Source organism: Sphingomonas naphthae (assembly GCF_028607085.1).
GTDB classification, from domain to species: Bacteria; Pseudomonadota; Alphaproteobacteria; order Sphingomonadales; family Sphingomonadaceae; genus Sphingomonas_Q; species Sphingomonas_Q naphthae.
On sequence record NZ_CP117411.1, the window covers coordinates 23884 to 38564 of the forward strand.

Below are 14681 nucleotides of genomic sequence, written 5' to 3' on the forward strand. Positions count from 1 at the left end.
CATGCGGGGCGATGTGGTGGCGCGGGCGCGGGGGTGCGTCGGGGCGCGCTTTCGCGTGCATGGGCGCGATCCGGCGTTCGGGCTGGATTGCGTCGGGCTGGTGGGGATCGCCTTCGCGCGGACCGGGCTGCCGGCGGATTATGCGGTGCGCGGCGGATCGGCCCCGGCGGTGGCGGCGGCGATCGGGCGCGCGGGGCTGGTGGCGGCCGGGGGCGACGCGGCGGGCGATCTGCTGCTGCTCGATTGCGGCGCGGGGCAATTGCATCTGGCGGTCGGGACGGGCGCGGGCTTCGTCCATGCCGATGCGAAATTGCGGCGGGTGGTGGAGGTGCCGGGGCGGCCGGCGTGGCCGCTGCTTGGCGCATGGGCGGAGGCGGGCTGATGGCGACTTTGGTGCTGACGGCGGCGGGCAGCGCGGTCGGCGGGCCGATCGGCGGCGCGATCGGGGCGCTGGTCGGGCAACAGGTCGATCGGCGGGTGCTGGGTGGCGGCCGGCGCGAGGGGGCGCGGCTGACCGACCTGAAGGTGCAGACATCGGCCTATGGCATACCTTTGCCCAAGCTGTTCGGCACTCTGCGGGTGGCCGGTACGGTGATCTGGGCGACGGAATTGCAGGAGACGCGCGAGAGCGTCGGCGGCGGCAAGGCGGGCGGGAAGGCGACGGCCTATAGCTATTCGGCGAGCTTCGCGGTGGCGCTGTCGGCGCGGCCGATCCGGGCGGTGCATCGCATCTGGGCGGACGGGAAATTGCTGCGCGGGGCGGCGGGCGACTGGAAGAGCGAGACGGGGTTCCGGCTGTATCTTGGTGGCGAGGATCAGGCGGCCGATCCGCTGATCGCGGCGGTGGAGGGGGTGGATGCCTGCCCGGCGCATCGCGGGATCGCCTATGCGGTTTTCGAGCATCTGGCGCTGGCGGATTATGGCAACCGCATCCCCTCGCTCACCTTCGAGGTAGAGGCCGATGCCGCGCCGGTGACGGTGGGCGCGGTGGCGGCGGCGCTGGCGGGCGAGGGCGTCGCGGGCGAGGGCGGCGAGGCGCTGGCGGGCTATGCGGCAAGCGGCGACAGCGTGCGCGGCGCGATCGAGGCGCTGGCGGCGGCCTGCCCGGTATCGGTGGTGGACGATGGCGCGGTGCTGCGGCTCGCGGCTGCGGCGGGCGCGCCGGTGGCGATCGGCGAGGAGGAACTGGGCGTCGGCGAGGCGCGGCGGGCGATCGAGCGGGTCGCGGCGGGATCGCTGCCCGACGAGGTGGCGATCTTTTATTATGATCCGGCTCGCGATTATCAGGCGGGGCTGCAACGCGCGCGGCGCGGCGGGCCGGCGTTGCGCGGGCGGCGGATCGAGCTGGCGGCGGCGCTGGCGGCGGGCGACGCGCGGCGGCTGGCCGAGGCGGGGCTGGCGCGCGCCTGGACCGAGCGGACGACGGCGACCTTGCGGCTGCCGTGGCACCGGCTGGCGCTGGGGCCGGGGATGCGGCTGAGCCTGCCGGGAGACGACGGCGTCTGGGCGGTGCGCGGCACGACGATCGACGCCGGGGCGGTGGAGCTGGCGCTGGTGCGCGCGGTGGAGGGTGTCGCCGCGACGCCGCCGGCGGTGGCGGGGCGGGCGGCGGGCGCACCGGATGGGGTGGCGGGGGCGACGATCCTGCATCTGCTCGACCTGCCGCCGATCGAGGGTGCGGCGGACGCGACGCCCCGGCTGTGGCTGGCGGCGGCGGGTGGCGCGGGGTGGCGACGGGCGGTGGTGAGCCTGAGCCTGGACGGCGGCGCGAGCTGGTCGGCGATCGGGGAGACCGCCGCGCCGGCGGTGCTGGGTGTCGCGGTGAGCGCGCTGGGCGAAGGCGATCCGGCGCTGTTCGATTGTGCCAACAGCGTCGAGATTGATCTGGCGCATGAGGGGATGGCGCTGGCGGGGGCGAGCGATGCGGCGCTGATCGGCGGGGCGAATAGCGCGATGCTGGGCGAGGAGTTGATCCAGTTCGGCGAGGCGGTGCAGATCGGCCCGCGCCGCTGGCGGATCGGCCGGCTGCTGCGCGGGCGGCGGGGGAGCGAGGCGGCGGTGGCCGGCCATGCCGTGGGCGATCGCTTCACCCTGATCGAGAGCGGGGCGTTGCTGCCGATCCCGCTGTCGGCGGCGGCGATCGGGACGATGGTGCGGGTGCAGGCCATCGGCATCGGTGATGCCGAGCCGGTGGTGGCCGAAGCGATCCTTGGCGCGCGGGCGGTGCGGCCGCCGTCGCCGGTGCATCCGCGCGCCATCGATCGCGGCGGCGATGTGCTGCGCATCGGCTGGACCCGGCGCAGCCGGACCGGCTGGGCGTGGATCGACGGGGCCGACGCACCGCTGGGCGAGGAGGCGGAGGCCTATCGGCTGGAGATTGCAGTGGGCGGAGCGGTGGTGCGGGCGATCGACACCGCCGCGCCGTGGTTCAATTACGGCCCGGCCGAGCGGGCGGCTGACGGGGCGAGCGGATCGATCGCGATCACGGTGCGGCAGGCGGGCGCCGTCGCGCCCTCCGATCCACCGTTACGGGCCAATATCCACATCGGGGAGATCATGGGATGAGCGAGCAAAGCACGCGGTTCGACTTGCCGTATCTACAGGCGGGGCAGGCGCAGAAAGAGCTTTTTCACAACGAAGCCTTGGCGACGATCGACCTGCTTTTGCACGCAAATGCGCGGAATTTCGCCGATGCGCCGCCCGCCGGGCCCGCGATCGGCGAATGCTGGATCGTGGGCGACGCGCCGACGGGCGCGTGGGCGGGCCGTGCCGGGGCGCTGGCGGGCTTCACCGGCGGCGGCTGGCGCTTCGCCGCACCGCAACCGGGAATGGCCGTCTGGCTGACCGATCCGGGCCTGCGCGCCTGTTACCATCATGCGGCATGGCATGTGGGTGACGCCGTGCCGGAGACGGGCGGCGGCACCACGATCGATACCGAAGCCAGGGCCGCGATCGGGGCGATACTTGTTGCCCTAAAGACACAGGGCCTGATCCCCTCGTAATTTTTTTGCGACGCCATGAAACCGGGAGCGTATGAGCGGGTTGAGCAGCTTCGACAGCCGAGCGGGGAGACGGGGTTTTTCTTTGCACGCCAAGCCATTTCGGTGTCAGACCACGTCCTTGCGCGCTTGCGTAAAACGGGGCAGTTGTTTACTTGAAGCCATGTTCTAAGACGGACATGAAGGAAAAGGGGATCAAAATGCGTAAGCTCGCCATTGTGGCCGTGCTCGCTTCGACCGCGCTGGCTTCGCCGGCGTTGGCGAAGGACGGCGCCTGGTATGTCGGTGTCGAGGGCGGTGCCGTTCTCGTCGAAAAGATTCCGTTCGACATCAACACGACGAACAACGCCGCCAAGGCGAAGCAGAAGTATGGCTATGACGTGGGCGGCTACGTCGGCTACGACTTCGGCATGTTCCGCGTCGAGGGTGAGACCGCCTACAAGCGCACCCGCATGGACCAGTACACCTCGGCGACGGCTACGCCGACCCCGGGCGCTGGCCCGGTTCCGGCCGGCGTCTATGACTTCGCCGGCGGTAAGACCTCGGCGCTCAGCTTCATGCTGAACGGCCTGCTCGACTTCGGCGACGAAGGCATCTCGGGCTACGTCGGCGGTGGTGCCGGTGTGGCGCGCGTCAAGTATTCGGACTACAAGCTCTCCGGCCCGAACCCCTTCCTCAGCGACAGCGACACCCGCTTCGCGTGGCAGGCCCTCGCCGGCGTGAACGTTCCGGTCACGACGAACATCGATCTCGGCATCCGCTATCGCTTCTTCAACGTCCCGAACGTGAAGATGGTGTCGGTCGCCGGCAACGCGTTCGAATCGCGCTTCCGCTCGCACAGCCTGCTCGGCACGCTGACCTACAACTTCGGCGAACCGGCTGCTCCGCCGCCGCCGCCGCCTCCCCCGCCGCCGCCGCCGCCTCCCCCGCCGCCGCCGCCGCCGCCGCCCCCGCCGGTGACCCCGGGGCCGTTCATCGTGTTCTTCGACTGGGATAAGTCGAACATCACGCCGGAGGCCGCTTCGATCCTCGACAACGCCGCGCAGGCTTATGCGACCACGGGCCAGGCCTCGGTCGTTCTCGCCGGCCACGCCGACAAGTCGGGTTCGGACCAGTACAACGTGGGTCTCTCGCAGCGTCGTGCCGACTCTGTGAAGTCCTACCTGGCTGGCAAGGGCATCCCCGAGAGCGCGCTCTCGACCGAAGCGTTCGGCGAAAGCCGCCCGCTGGTCGAAACCGCCGACGGTGTGCGCGAGCCGCAGAACCGCCGCGTGGAAATCACCTTCGGCGCTGGCTCGGGCCAGTAAGAGGGCGATCCCAGCCCCTGGCGACAGGGGCTGGACCGCGACAGCAAAGAGAAAGGGTCGGCCGCGAGGCCGGCCCTTTTTCTGTTTGGGGGTATGTGTCCGATTGCCGTCGGCGATGATCCTGTCGTTGAGCCGGCGTTTGTCCCCGCCGCCGGCAAGAATGCCAGACGAGAAAGCTTGCTTACTGCTCGCTGCGCGGCCTGAACGGATTGGGCGGATAATATTTGGTCGGCTTGCTGGCCCGGTGGTTCGCGGTCCAAAGCCCGTCGCTTGGGCGGTACGGGCGGCCGCGCCCGATCGAGGCGGCCGCGCCATGCGGCAGGCGGATTTCAAACCGGCGAAGTTCGGCACGGGCTTCGGTATCGCCGCATCGCGCCCCGCGATGGAGCCAAAGCCTATAGCCGGCCATATCGCCCCGATTGAAGCAGCGCATGGCCAGATGCTGCGCGGCGCGGGCCGACCCCAAGCGGAGCCCTTCGTTCCAGTCCTTGCCCGGAGAAGGGGTCGCTGGCCTTGCCCCCGAAAACCCTGTCCGCCAGCGCCAGCATGGCATCGACGTGGCGCCTCAGCGCAAGGTGCCACAGAATCGGTTCGCCGAAACCGATTGCGGCGTCATCCAGGATCGCCTCCGCGCGATTGTAGAGTTCGTCGGCACGGTCTTGGCGCATGGCATCTTTATCGTTGGCCAAGATCGGCGAGGCAATCGTCGGTTGAGGCGTGGCGTAGATCGGTATCTATCGCAACGGCGGGGAATCGGGACGCTGCGAGAGCGTGGCGCTCCCCCCTTGCGAATGTCGATCGTGGCGGTGATGCTGACCGAATGAATCGGCTCGGCCTGCTCGCATATGGCGCAGCGATCGAATGTGTTGCGCTGTTAGTGGCGCGTGAGGTGATCGAGCCGAGCGTTTACCTCTATCAAAATCATCCGGCGGACAGGGTGCGCTCGGCGTAGTGGGATGGTCGATCGCCACGCTTGGGCCGCTCGGTCTGTCTATCGCCGTGTGGATTTTGCTGAGACGGCATCAAGGCTGGTGGCTCTTGCACCTGCTATACATTCCCTCTGCCATTGCGGTGGCCCAAGTCGGCGCGTCCATCCTGTTCTTTGCAACCGATGTGCCGGATGGCGACAGCGTCGAAGGCTACACCCTGATCGCCGCGTTCTGCTTTCTGATCACGGCGTTGCTTGTCCATGCCATTGCGTTGGTGGTCGCGAGCGTCGCGGTGATCCGTGGTCGGGTGGAGCGCGGCTAAGACATGGGTGGCGCTTCTTGACCATGCGTGCCGGTGGCCGGCTCCCGATCCGAAGCGCATATCGCCTGCGGCCCCAGCCTTCGCCGGGGCGCCGGGTAATCGGGATGGCCAATTCGCCCCCCTGCCGATGCCGCGCCCACCAAATCATATCGCGGCGGCATTCCTTATTGTGATCGCCCGCCCTTAGGCCCTACAGAGCTAGGGACGCCGCCATGCCCGACGCCATGCATCCTTTCCCCTGGGGCGACCTCGCCATCATCATCGCGTTGATCGTGCTGAATGGCGTCTTCTCGATGTCCGAACTCGCGATCGTCTCGGCGCGCAAGCCGCGGCTGGAGGCGATGGGGCGTGGGCGGAACGGGGCGGGGGCGCGGGCGGCGCTGCTGCTGGCGGCGGATCCGGGCAAATTCTTCTCCACGGTGCAGATCGGCATCACCCTCGTCGGCATCCTGGCGGGCGCCTATTCGGGCGCGAGCCTGGGCGGGCCGGTGGGCGAGCGGCTGGCCTGGGCGGGCGTGCCGGCGGCGTCGGCGCCCGAAATCGGCTTCGTGCTGGTGATCGCGCTGACGACCTATCTGACGCTCATCATCGGCGAGCTGGTGCCCAAGCAGATCGCGCTCAGGAGCCCCGAGCCGATCGCGGCGCTGGTGGCGATCCCGATGACATGGCTGGCGCGGATCACGCTGCCGTTCGTGTGGCTGCTCGATAAATCGAGCGGGCTGATGTTCCGCCTGATCGGCCTGAGCCGCGAATCCGAAAATAAGGTGACGGCCGAGGAGCTGCATCTGGTGGTCGCCGAAGCCTCGTCGGCGGGCGTGATCGAGGAGAGCGAGCGCGCGATCATCTCGGGCGTGGTGCGGCTGGCCGACCGGCCGGTGCGCGAGGTGATGACGCCGCGCACCGAAGTCTGCTGGATCGATGCCGACGCCGACGAGGCGACGGTGCGCGAGACGCTGGCCAAGCTGCCGCACAGCCGGATGCCGGTCGCCGAAGGATCGGTCGACGCGCTGATCGGCGTGGTGCAGGCGCGCGATATCGTCGCGGCACAGATCGAGGGCCGGCCGCTCGACATGCGCGCGCTGATGCGCCCGGCGCCGATCGTGCCCGACCAGATGGACGCGATGGACGTGCTGACGGTGCTGCGCGAGGCGGACGTGCCGATGGCGTTCGTGCACGACGAATATGGCCATTTCGACGGGCTGGTGGCGCCGGCCGACCTGCTCGCGGCGATCGCGGGCGTGTTCGCGTCGGACAATGACGACGATACCGATCCGCCGCTGGTGGAACGCGAGGACGGCAGCTGGCTGGTCTCGGGATCGCTGCCCGCCGACGTGCTGGCCGACCGGCTGGGGCTGACGCTGCCCGAGGATCGCGATTATGCGACGGTCGCGGGCTTCGCGCTGTCGGTGCTGCGTCATCTGCCGAAGGTGGGCGAGATCTTCCGCTTCGGCGCATGGCGCTTCGAGGTGGTCGACATGGACGGGCGCAAGATCGACAAATTGCTGGCCACCGAGCGCAAGGGGCGGCGGGAGTAATTCGCCCTCGTGATTGCGAGCGCCAGCGACGCAATCCCGCTCGAACGGCAGTGTCCAGTCGAGAGGCTGGATTGCTTCGCTCACGCTCGCAATGACGACGGGGCTGGGTTAGGGCCGCCGCATGGCTTGGCTTTTCCTCCTCATCGGTGGCCTGTTCGAAGTGGGCTTCACCACCTGCCTGCGCTTCGTCGATGGCTTTCGGAACATCCCCTGGACGCTCGGCTTCCTGGGTTCGCTGGCGATGTCGATGGGGCTGGTGTGGTTCGCCTCGCGCACGATCCCGCTGGGCACGGCCTATGCGGTGTGGACCGGCGTGGGCGCGGCCGGCACCGTGATGGTCGGAATCCTGTGGTTCGGTGAGCCCGCGTCGGCGATGCGGCTGGCGCTGATCGCGGTACTGATCGGATCAATCGTGGGGCTGAAGCTGCTCGGCTGATTAGCGTTTGAACAGCCCACCCAGAATGCCCCGCACCAGCTGGCTGCCGAGCTGCCCCGCCACCTGACGGCCGATCGACGAGGCGGCGGCGCGGCTGGCGGACTGGATCATCTTTTCGGTGAGCGTAGGCTTGGCGGCCTCGCGCGCGGCCGCCACGCGGGCGCGTTCCTCGGCACGGGCCTGGGCGGCGGCGGCGCGATCGGCTTCCCTCTGCGCGGCGAGGCGGCTGCGTTCGTCGAGCGCTTCCTGCCGGGCGAGCGCCTTGGCGGCCTCGGCCTGGGCCTTGGCGGTTTCGGCTTCCAGCTTCGCCTTGCTCGCGGCGGCGGCGCTGTCGCCGGCCTTGGCGGCGAGGACTTCGGCGGCGGATTCGCGATCGATCGCGGTTTCGTACTTGCCGTCGAGCGGGGAGAGCGAGCGGAGCAGCGCACGCTCCTTGGGGGTCAGCGGGCCGACCCGCGAGGCGGGCGCCTTGATGAGCGTGCGGGCGACGGGCGAGGGCGCGCCGTCGGCCTGGAGCAGCGAGACGAGCGCCTCGCCCACCTTCAGCTCGGTGATGGCGGTGACGACGTTCACATCGCCCGCGCGGAAGGTCTCGGCGGCGGCGCGGATCGCTTTCTGATCGCGCGGGGTGAAGGCGCGCAGGGCGTGCTGCACCCGGTTGCCGAGCTGGCCGGCGACATCCTCGGGAATGTCGATCGGGTTCTGGGTGACGAAATAGACGCCGACGCCCTTCGACCGGATCAGCCGCACGACCTGTTCGATCTTGTCGAGCAGCGCCGGGGGCGCGTCGTCGAACAGCAGATGGGCTTCGTCGAAGAAGAAGACGAGCTTGGGTTTCTCGGGGTCGCCCACCTCGGGCAAGGTCTCGAACAGTTCGGAGAGCAGCCACAGAAGGAAGGTGGAATAGAGCTTGGGCGCCGCCATCAATTTGTCGGCGGCGAGGATGTTGACCGCGCCGCGCCCCTGGTCGTCGAGCGTCAGCATGTCGTGGATGTCGAGCGCGGGCTCGCCGAAGAAGAGCGCCCCGCCCTGCGATTCCAGCTGGAGCAGCTGGCGCTGGATCGTGCCGACGCTGGCCTTGGTGATATTGCCGTAGCGCGCCTGCAATTCGCTGGCGCGGCCCGCGACATGGGCCAGCAGGGCTTGCAGATCCTCCATGTCGAGCAGCAGCAGCCCCTCGTCGTCGGCCAGCTTGAAGGCGACGGTGAGGACGCCTTCCTGCACATCGGTGAGGTTCATCAGCCGCGCCAGCATCAGCGGCCCCATTTCGGAGACGGTGGTGCGGATCGGGTGGCCCTGCTCGCCGTAGAGATCCCAGAAGACGACGGGATTGTCGGCATAATGCCAGTCGCCGTCACCGATCTCGGCGGCGCGCGCGGCGAGCGTGGCGTGGATCGGCGCGGTGGGGGAGCCTGCCATGGCGAGGCCCGAGAGATCGCCCTTCACGTCGGCGACGAACACCGGCACGCCGACCGCGGAAAAGCCCTCGACGATGCCTTGCAGGGTGACGGTCTTGCCGGTGCCGGTGGCGCCCGCGATCAGGCCGTGACGGTTGGCGCGCTTCAGGGTGAGCGTCTCGCGCTCGCCGCTGGCGGTGGTGCCCACGAAGATGCCGTCGCTCATGTCACCCGCCCTGCCACCAATGCCCTATCGAGCGTAACGTCATTACGCCGGCACATCCATATCGATCCTCCCCGGCACGGGGAGGGGGACCATGCGAAGCATGGTGGAGGGGGCTGTCCACGAGCGCTGCGCTGCGGGACGCACCCCCTCCGTCAGCCCTGCGGGCTGCCACGTCCCCGTGCCGGGGAGGATCGGATCGTCAGCGGCCCATCAGGTCCACGCCGATATATTGCGCGGGGCGGGTGCCGCGCTGGACGAGGAGGAGGACGCTCTTCAGGCCGCCGCGCTTGATCGTGTCGATCGCGGCGACCGCCTCGGCCACGCTCGACACCTGGCGCTGGCCGATCGCGAGGATCACGTCGCGCGGCTGGAGCCCCTTGTTGGCCGCGTCGCTCGACGCATCCACGTCGGAGATGGCCACGCCGCGCGTCGTCGGCGGCAGCTGGAGCTGGCGCGCGACCTCGGGCGTGACGGTGACGAGCGACAGGCCGACCGCGCTCTTGGTGGAGGCGGGCGCGTTGGCGCCGCCGGGCACGGCGCTGTCCTCGTCGCCGTCGGCGGCCGCGAGCTGCTCCTCGGGCGGGCGCTCGCCGACCGTGGCGGTCAGCGTCATGCGCTGGCCGTTGCGGATCAGCTCGATCGGCACCTTCGATCCAATCGCCGTGTTGGCGACGATGTAGGAGAGCGTGTCGTCGGGCGTCACGTCCTTGCCGTTGACCTTCAGGATCACGTCGCCCTGGCGGATGCCCGAGCGTTCGGCCGGCTGGCCGGGCTCGACGCGAGCGACGATCTCGCCGCGATCCTTGGGGAGACCCAGGCCGGCGGCGATATCCTCGGTCATCGGCTGGATGCCGACGCCGAGATAGCCGCGCTTGATGCGGCCGCCCTTCATCAACTGATCGATGACCGGCTTGGCTTGCTCCGCCGGAATGGCGAAGCCGATGCCGACATTGCCGCCGGTGGGCGAATAGATGGCGGTGTTGATGCCGACGACGTTGCCCGCCATGTCGAACATCGGGCCGCCCGAATTGCCCTGATTGATCGCCGCGTCGGTTTGCAGATAGCGATCATAGGCGCCCGAATTGCCGATCGAGCGGTGGATCGCCGAGACGATGCCCGCCGTGACGGTGCCGCCCAGCGCGAAGGGATTGCCGATCGCCACGATCCAGTCGCCGACGCGGGTGCGGGTCGAATCGCCGAAGCTGACGAAGGGCAGGTTCTGCGCGTCGATCTTCAGCACCGCCAGATCGGACTGCACGTCCTTGCCGATGACGCGGGCGACATATTCCTTGCGATCGGGCAGGGTCACCTTGATCGACGAGACCGTCGCCGTGCCGAAATTGGTCGGCCCGCCCGAGATCACGTGGTTGTTGGTGACGATATAGCCGTCGGGCGAGATGATGAAGCCCGAGCCGAGCGACTGCGCCTCGCGGGTCGCGGGCGCGCCGCCCTGGCCACCGCCGCCGCCCTGGCCGCCGAACTGCTTGAAGAAATCCTCGAACGGGCTGCCGGCGAAGGGGTTCTGCTGCTGCTGGCGGACCTGCACCTTCTGCGTGGTGGAGATGTTGACCACCGCCGGCTGGAGCTTGGCGGCGAGATCGGCGAAGCTCATCGGCGCGCCGGGGCGCGGGGTGACGGCCGGGATGGTGCCGGGCGCATTCTGGGCGACCTGCGCCGAGACCGGCTCCTGGAGCATCACGGCGGTCGTGGCACCACCGGCCAACAATGCGGCCGTGATCGCGTAGGCGTAACGCACTGGGCAAACCTCCTTCGGGGATATTCTCTTCAACGGCCGGACGGCCTTGCAACCGTCAAATCCTATGGCTTGCTGCTGAACGGCGTTTGAATGGCGCCGTTCCGCCGCAAGGGCCTTTCGGTCAGTTCTGGCCCTTGAACTGCTTCAGATATTCATTGTCCGGCGACAGGATCACGTTGGAGCTGCCACGCGGGTTGGCGTCGTCCGTGCCGAAGGTGGTGCGGTAGGACTGCATCGCGCGGTAGAAATCGTAGAAGGCCGGGTCCTTGTTGAACGCGTCGGCATAGACACGGGCGGCGTCCGCGTCGGCATCGGCGCGCGTCACTTGCGCCTCGCGCATACCCTGTGCGCGGAGAGTCAGCGCCTCCTGCTGGCGGGCGCCGCGCATCCGCTCGAACGCGGAGGTCAGCGGGGTGCCGTCGGGCAGATCGGCGCGCTTGATCCGCACGTCGACGATCTCGGCGCCATATTGGCGGGCGACCCGGTTGAGGCGGACCTGGATATTGTCCATCAGCTGGCCGCGTTCCGGGCTCAGCAGCGCCGCGAAGGTGCGGCGGCCGAGTTCGTTGCGCAGCGACGAGCCGAGGATCGGGCGCAGCGCCTCCGACACGCGCCGCTCGGTGCGGGCGGTGGTGAACATCCGCAGCGGATCGACGATACGATAGCGCGCATAGGCATCCACCTCGAGCCGCAGCTGATCGGTCGACAGGACCGACTGGCGATCCATGTCGAAATCGAGCACGCGCTTGTCGACCCATTCGATCGTATCGACGAAGGGGATGCGGAAGATCAGGCCCGCGCCGGTGCGGCCATAATCCTCGTTGGGCTTGTAGGCGTTGTAGACGCCCGGCACCGGCCGGCCGAGACGCACGATCAGCGCCTGCTTGGTCTCCGGCACGATCGCGACCGTGCTGAACAGCAGCATCAGGGCGACGATCACCAGCGCGAGGATGGCGATGCCGTTGCGGCCGAGGGTGGCGAAGGGGTTCACTTGGCGGCTCCCTTCGGCAGCTGGGTCAGCGGCAGATAGGATTGCACGCCGGGCGCCTCGACGATCGTCTTGTCGGTCTTGGCCAGCACGCGCTCCATAGTTTCATAATACATGCGGCGCCGGGTCACCTCGGGGGCGAGGCGATATTGCGCGTAGACGCGGTCGAACGCCGCCGACTCGCCGGCCGCCTTCTCGCGCAGCTGCTGGGCATAGGCGCGGGCGCCGTTCATGTAGGATTGCGCGTCCTGCTGGGCGGCGGACACTTCCTTGAAGGCGTCCATCACGGCGGCGGGCGGATCGGCCTGGTTGATCGCGACGCCGCGCACGGCGATGCCCGATCGATAGCTGTCAAGGATTTCCTGCATCCGCTGGGCGACCATCGCCTCGATCTGGCTGCGCTGCGGGCCGATCGCGTCGTTCAGGGTCACCTTGGCGATCTCGGCGCGCATGGCGCTTTCGGCCACCTGCTGCACGGTGCCGTCGGGATCCTCCAGCTCGAACAGATAGCGCTCGGGATCGCGGATGTTCCAGCGGACGGCATAAGCCAGGTCGATAATGTTCTGGTCGCCCGTCACCATCAGATTCTGCGCGTCGGGCGCGGCGGAGCCGATCTGGGTCGAGCGGATCGTCTCGACCGGCACGATCGACACCTTGTCGATCGGCGCGGGGAAGGACATCTGCATGCCCGGCTGGAAGGTGCCGGCATAGCGGCCGAGGCGGGTGATGACGCCGCGCTCGCCCGGCTCGATGCGGTGGATGCCGGTCAGCAGCAGCCACACGGCGAGCAGCACGACCACGCCCCAGATCCACACCGGCTTGCCATTGCCCTGCGGCAGATTGCCGCCGAAGCGTTCGCGGCCCTTGCGGAGCAGTTCGTCGATCGCGCTGGGGCCGGCGGGGCCGCGCGCGCCCTCGGGGCGCTTGCGCGGCGGCTGGCTCCACGGATTGCGCGGGCCGAGCGGGCCCTTGCCGCCGCCGCCGTCCGAATCGTCGCCCCGGCCGCCCCAGGGGCCGCCTTCGTTCATTACCGCGATGGGCTCGTCGCCCGCCCCCGAAGATCGTTCCATGACAGTCATTATAGGAGCGCGGGCGGGGAAAAACAGTGCCTCCCCCGCCGAAAGCCCCTATCGGGCGCCGCATGACCCTCGCAGACGCCCTCGACACGATCCCCGATCCGCTTTCCGGGCGCGGCCTCGTCGCCTCCGGCCGCATCGCCACCCCGCGCGAGAAAGGCGGCATCGCCGATCTGATCCTCGACGTGACGGGACTCGACGAAGCCCAGCGCGGCGCGCTGGAGCAGGCGGCGCGGGCGGTGGCGCTGGGCGTGCCCGGCATCCGCGACGTGCGGATCATGCAGACCGCCGAGAAGACCGGCCGGCGCATCATCGCTGTCGCCAGCGGCAAGGGCGGGGTCGGCAAATCGACCGTGTCGGCCAATCTGGCGGTGGCGCTGAAGCGGCTCGGGCTGAACGTGGGGCTGGTCGATGCCGATATCTACGGCCCCTCGCAGCCGCGCCTGATGGCGGCCGAGGGGGTGAAGCCCGAGGCGCGCGACAAGCAGCTGATCCCGGTGGCCACCCGCCATGGCGTGCCGATGCTGTCGATGGGCCAGCTGGTCCCGGGGGGCCAGGCGATCGCGTGGCGCGGGCCGATGGCGGCGGGCGCGCTCGGCCAACTGGTCGATGCGGACTGGGCCGGCATGGGCGTGGATACGCTGGTGGTGGACATGCCGCCCGGCACCGGCGACGTGCAGCTGAGCATGATCCAGAAGCACAAGCCGGCCGGCGCGGTGATCGTCTCCACCCCGCAGGATCTGGCGCTGATCGACGCGACCCGCGCGATCGACCTGTTCGTGAAGGCCGGCGTGCCGGTGATCGGCCTGATCGAGAATATGGCGGGCTATGCCTGCCCGCATTGCGGCGAAATCTCCGATCCGTTCGGTTCGGGCGGGGCGGAGGCACAGGCCAAGGCGCTGGGCCTGCCCTTCCTCGGCCGCATCCCGCTCGCCATCGCGATCCGCACCGCGTCCGACGCGGGCGATCCCCCGGCGGCGGGCGACGGGCCGGAGGCGACGGCCTTCACCGATCTGGCGACGCGCGTCGCGGCCTGGCTGAACCCTTCGCTTTCTCCACGGTTCTAGCTTCCGAAGCCGGTGCGTGCCGGCACACGGAGGATATCATGCCGCTCACCGCCGACGCCGACATCGCCGCCCTTCTCGCCGAAACCCGCACCATCGCCTTGGTCGGCGCGTCCGATCGCCCCAATCGCCCCAGCCATGGCGTGATGGCGATGCTGCAAGGCCATGGCTATCGCGTGATCCCGGTCAATCCGCAGATCACCGGCGATCATGTGCTGGGCGAATATGTCTGGCGCGAACTCAGCCAGATCGGCGAGCCGATCGACATGGTCGATATCTTCCGCCGCTCCGAAGCGGCCGGCGAGGCGGTGGACGAGGCGATCACCGCCGGTGCGAAATCCGTCTGGATGCAGATCGGCGTCGTCAACGAAGCCGCCGCCGCGCGCGCCGAAGCCGCCGGGCTGAAGGTGGTGATGAACCGCTGCCCCGCGATCGAAATCCCCCGCCTGCGCGTTCCGCCGATCGTTTCGGAAAACTGATCGAGTTTATCGATATGTCTATATGGCGCAATTCGTTGGTCGCCGGGCGCGCGGTCGGCCAAACCACCATTATGGATTGAACACAGGGGGCGTCGCTCGCGATGCGCCCCGTGTGGGCTCACCGCGCTGGCTGCCTCCACGCGGTGGGCCCTTACCATACAGGAAGC

The 14681-nt window shown here is 69.2% G+C and carries 14 protein-coding genes; 9 read left to right on the forward strand and 5 right to left on the reverse strand.

The window, feature by feature from the left end; all coding sequences use genetic code 11:
* Nucleotide 1: 1 nt before the first annotated feature.
* The 4 genes from PQ455_RS00165 to PQ455_RS00180 all read left to right on the forward strand — a co-directional run bounded on the left by PQ455_RS00165 (nucleotide 2) and on the right by PQ455_RS00180 (nucleotide 4306).
* On the forward strand, nucleotides 2-382 hold the full coding sequence (locus PQ455_RS00165; protein ID WP_273688113.1) for an NlpC/P60 family protein: 381 nt from the start codon (nucleotides 2-4) through the stop codon (nucleotides 380-382).
* Nucleotides 382-2565: a phage tail protein gene (locus tag PQ455_RS00170; RefSeq protein WP_273688114.1), complete on the forward strand. Its 2184-nt coding sequence runs from the start codon at nucleotides 382-384 to the stop codon at nucleotides 2563-2565. Before PQ455_RS00165 ends, PQ455_RS00170 begins: the two co-directional genes overlap by 1 nt.
* On the forward strand, nucleotides 2562-3002 hold the full coding sequence (locus PQ455_RS00175) for a DUF2793 domain-containing protein (protein ID WP_273688115.1): 441 nt from the start codon (nucleotides 2562-2564) through the stop codon (nucleotides 3000-3002). Before PQ455_RS00170 ends, PQ455_RS00175 begins: the two co-directional genes overlap by 4 nt.
* A 197-nt stretch (nucleotides 3003-3199) precedes the next feature.
* On the forward strand, nucleotides 3200-4306 hold the full coding sequence (locus tag PQ455_RS00180) for an OmpA family protein (RefSeq protein ID WP_273688116.1): 1107 nt from the start codon (nucleotides 3200-3202) through the stop codon (nucleotides 4304-4306).
* Between the two features lie 395 nt (nucleotides 4307-4701).
* Here PQ455_RS00180 and PQ455_RS00185 read toward each other — a convergent pair whose 3' ends face one another.
* Nucleotides 4702-4974: a hypothetical protein gene (locus tag PQ455_RS00185; protein WP_273688117.1), complete on the reverse strand. Its 273-nt coding sequence runs from the start codon at nucleotides 4972-4974 to the stop codon at nucleotides 4702-4704.
* Nucleotides 4975-5257: 283 nt separating this feature from the next.
* On the opposite strand from PQ455_RS00185, the gene PQ455_RS00190 reads away from it, so the two are divergent.
* The 3 genes from PQ455_RS00190 to PQ455_RS00200 all read left to right on the forward strand — a co-directional run bounded on the left by PQ455_RS00190 (nucleotide 5258) and on the right by PQ455_RS00200 (nucleotide 7528).
* On the forward strand, nucleotides 5258-5557 hold the full coding sequence (locus PQ455_RS00190) for a hypothetical protein (protein WP_273688118.1): 300 nt from the start codon (nucleotides 5258-5260) through the stop codon (nucleotides 5555-5557).
* 212 nt (nucleotides 5558-5769) lie between these two features.
* Nucleotides 5770-7092, forward strand: coding sequence for a hemolysin family protein (locus PQ455_RS00195; RefSeq protein WP_273688119.1), 1323 nt, complete (start codon nucleotides 5770-5772; stop codon nucleotides 7090-7092).
* Nucleotides 7093-7213: 121 nt separating this feature from the next.
* On the forward strand, nucleotides 7214-7528 hold the full coding sequence (locus PQ455_RS00200; RefSeq protein WP_273688121.1) for a DMT family transporter: 315 nt from the start codon (nucleotides 7214-7216) through the stop codon (nucleotides 7526-7528).
* Here the strand turns inward: PQ455_RS00200 and PQ455_RS00205 are convergent, their stop codons facing one another.
* From PQ455_RS00205 to hflK, 4 genes are all read right to left on the reverse strand, one after another.
* Nucleotides 7529-9151: a helicase HerA-like domain-containing protein gene (locus PQ455_RS00205; protein WP_273688123.1), complete on the reverse strand. Its 1623-nt coding sequence runs from the start codon at nucleotides 9149-9151 to the stop codon at nucleotides 7529-7531.
* Nucleotides 9152-9350: 199 nt separating this feature from the next.
* Nucleotides 9351-10907, reverse strand: a complete 1557-nt coding sequence (locus PQ455_RS00210) for a Do family serine endopeptidase (RefSeq protein ID WP_273688125.1) — start codon at nucleotides 10905-10907, stop codon at nucleotides 9351-9353.
* A gap of 121 nt (nucleotides 10908-11028) precedes the next feature.
* Nucleotides 11029-11832 carry a protease modulator HflC gene (gene hflC, locus PQ455_RS00215; RefSeq protein ID WP_273691456.1) on the reverse strand — a complete coding sequence of 268 codons (804 nt, stop codon included), beginning with the start codon at nucleotides 11830-11832 and terminating at the stop codon, nucleotides 11029-11031.
* A gap of 62 nt (nucleotides 11833-11894) precedes the next feature.
* Entirely contained in the window at nucleotides 11895-12965 is a 1071-nt protein-coding gene (gene hflK / locus PQ455_RS00220) for an FtsH protease activity modulator HflK (RefSeq protein WP_273688127.1), read from the reverse strand.
* A gap of 71 nt (nucleotides 12966-13036) precedes the next feature.
* Here hflK and PQ455_RS00225 point away from each other — a divergent pair, with 71 nt between their 5' ends.
* Both PQ455_RS00225 and PQ455_RS00230 read left to right on the forward strand, forming a co-directional pair.
* The gene (locus PQ455_RS00225) at nucleotides 13037-14038 is read left to right on the forward strand and encodes an Mrp/NBP35 family ATP-binding protein (protein ID WP_273688129.1); all 1002 of its coding nucleotides are present in this window, start codon (nucleotides 13037-13039) and stop codon (nucleotides 14036-14038) included.
* A 38-nt stretch (nucleotides 14039-14076) separates the two neighbouring features.
* Nucleotides 14077-14514 carry a CoA-binding protein gene (locus PQ455_RS00230; RefSeq protein WP_273688131.1) on the forward strand — a complete coding sequence of 146 codons (438 nt, stop codon included), beginning with the start codon at nucleotides 14077-14079 and terminating at the stop codon, nucleotides 14512-14514.
* Nucleotides 14515-14681 lie beyond the last annotated feature (167 nt).

What these genes read in the sequence shown, in the direction of transcription:
- PQ455_RS00175 (WP_273688115.1), top strand. Translation starts at nt 2,562, where the DNA reads ATGAGCGAGCAAAGCACGCGGTTCGACTTGCCGTATCTACAGGCGGGG.
- PQ455_RS00225 (WP_273688129.1), top strand. Translation starts at nt 13,037, where the DNA reads ATGACCCTCGCAGACGCCCTCGACACGATCCCCGATCCGCTTTCCGGG.
- PQ455_RS00170 (WP_273688114.1), top strand. Translation starts at nt 382, where the DNA reads ATGGCGACTTTGGTGCTGACGGCGGCGGGCAGCGCGGTCGGCGGGCCG.
- PQ455_RS00205 (WP_273688123.1), bottom strand. Translation starts at nt 9,151, where the DNA reads ATGAGCGACGGCATCTTCGTGGGCACCACCGCCAGCGGCGAGCGCGAG.
- PQ455_RS00180 (WP_273688116.1), top strand. Translation starts at nt 3,200, where the DNA reads ATGCGTAAGCTCGCCATTGTGGCCGTGCTCGCTTCGACCGCGCTGGCT.
- PQ455_RS00200 (WP_273688121.1), top strand. Translation starts at nt 7,214, where the DNA reads ATGGCTTGGCTTTTCCTCCTCATCGGTGGCCTGTTCGAAGTGGGCTTC.
- PQ455_RS00230 (WP_273688131.1), top strand. Translation starts at nt 14,077, where the DNA reads ATGCCGCTCACCGCCGACGCCGACATCGCCGCCCTTCTCGCCGAAACC.
- hflK (WP_273688127.1), bottom strand. Translation starts at nt 12,965, where the DNA reads ATGGAACGATCTTCGGGGGCGGGCGACGAGCCCATCGCGGTAATGAAC.
- PQ455_RS00185 (WP_273688117.1), bottom strand. Translation starts at nt 4,974, where the DNA reads ATGCGCCAAGACCGTGCCGACGAACTCTACAATCGCGCGGAGGCGATC.
- PQ455_RS00195 (WP_273688119.1), top strand. Translation starts at nt 5,770, where the DNA reads ATGCCCGACGCCATGCATCCTTTCCCCTGGGGCGACCTCGCCATCATC.
- hflC (WP_273691456.1), bottom strand. Translation starts at nt 11,832, where the DNA reads ATGCTGCTGTTCAGCACGGTCGCGATCGTGCCGGAGACCAAGCAGGCG.
- PQ455_RS00165 (WP_273688113.1), top strand. Translation starts at nt 2, where the DNA reads ATGCGGGGCGATGTGGTGGCGCGGGCGCGGGGGTGCGTCGGGGCGCGC.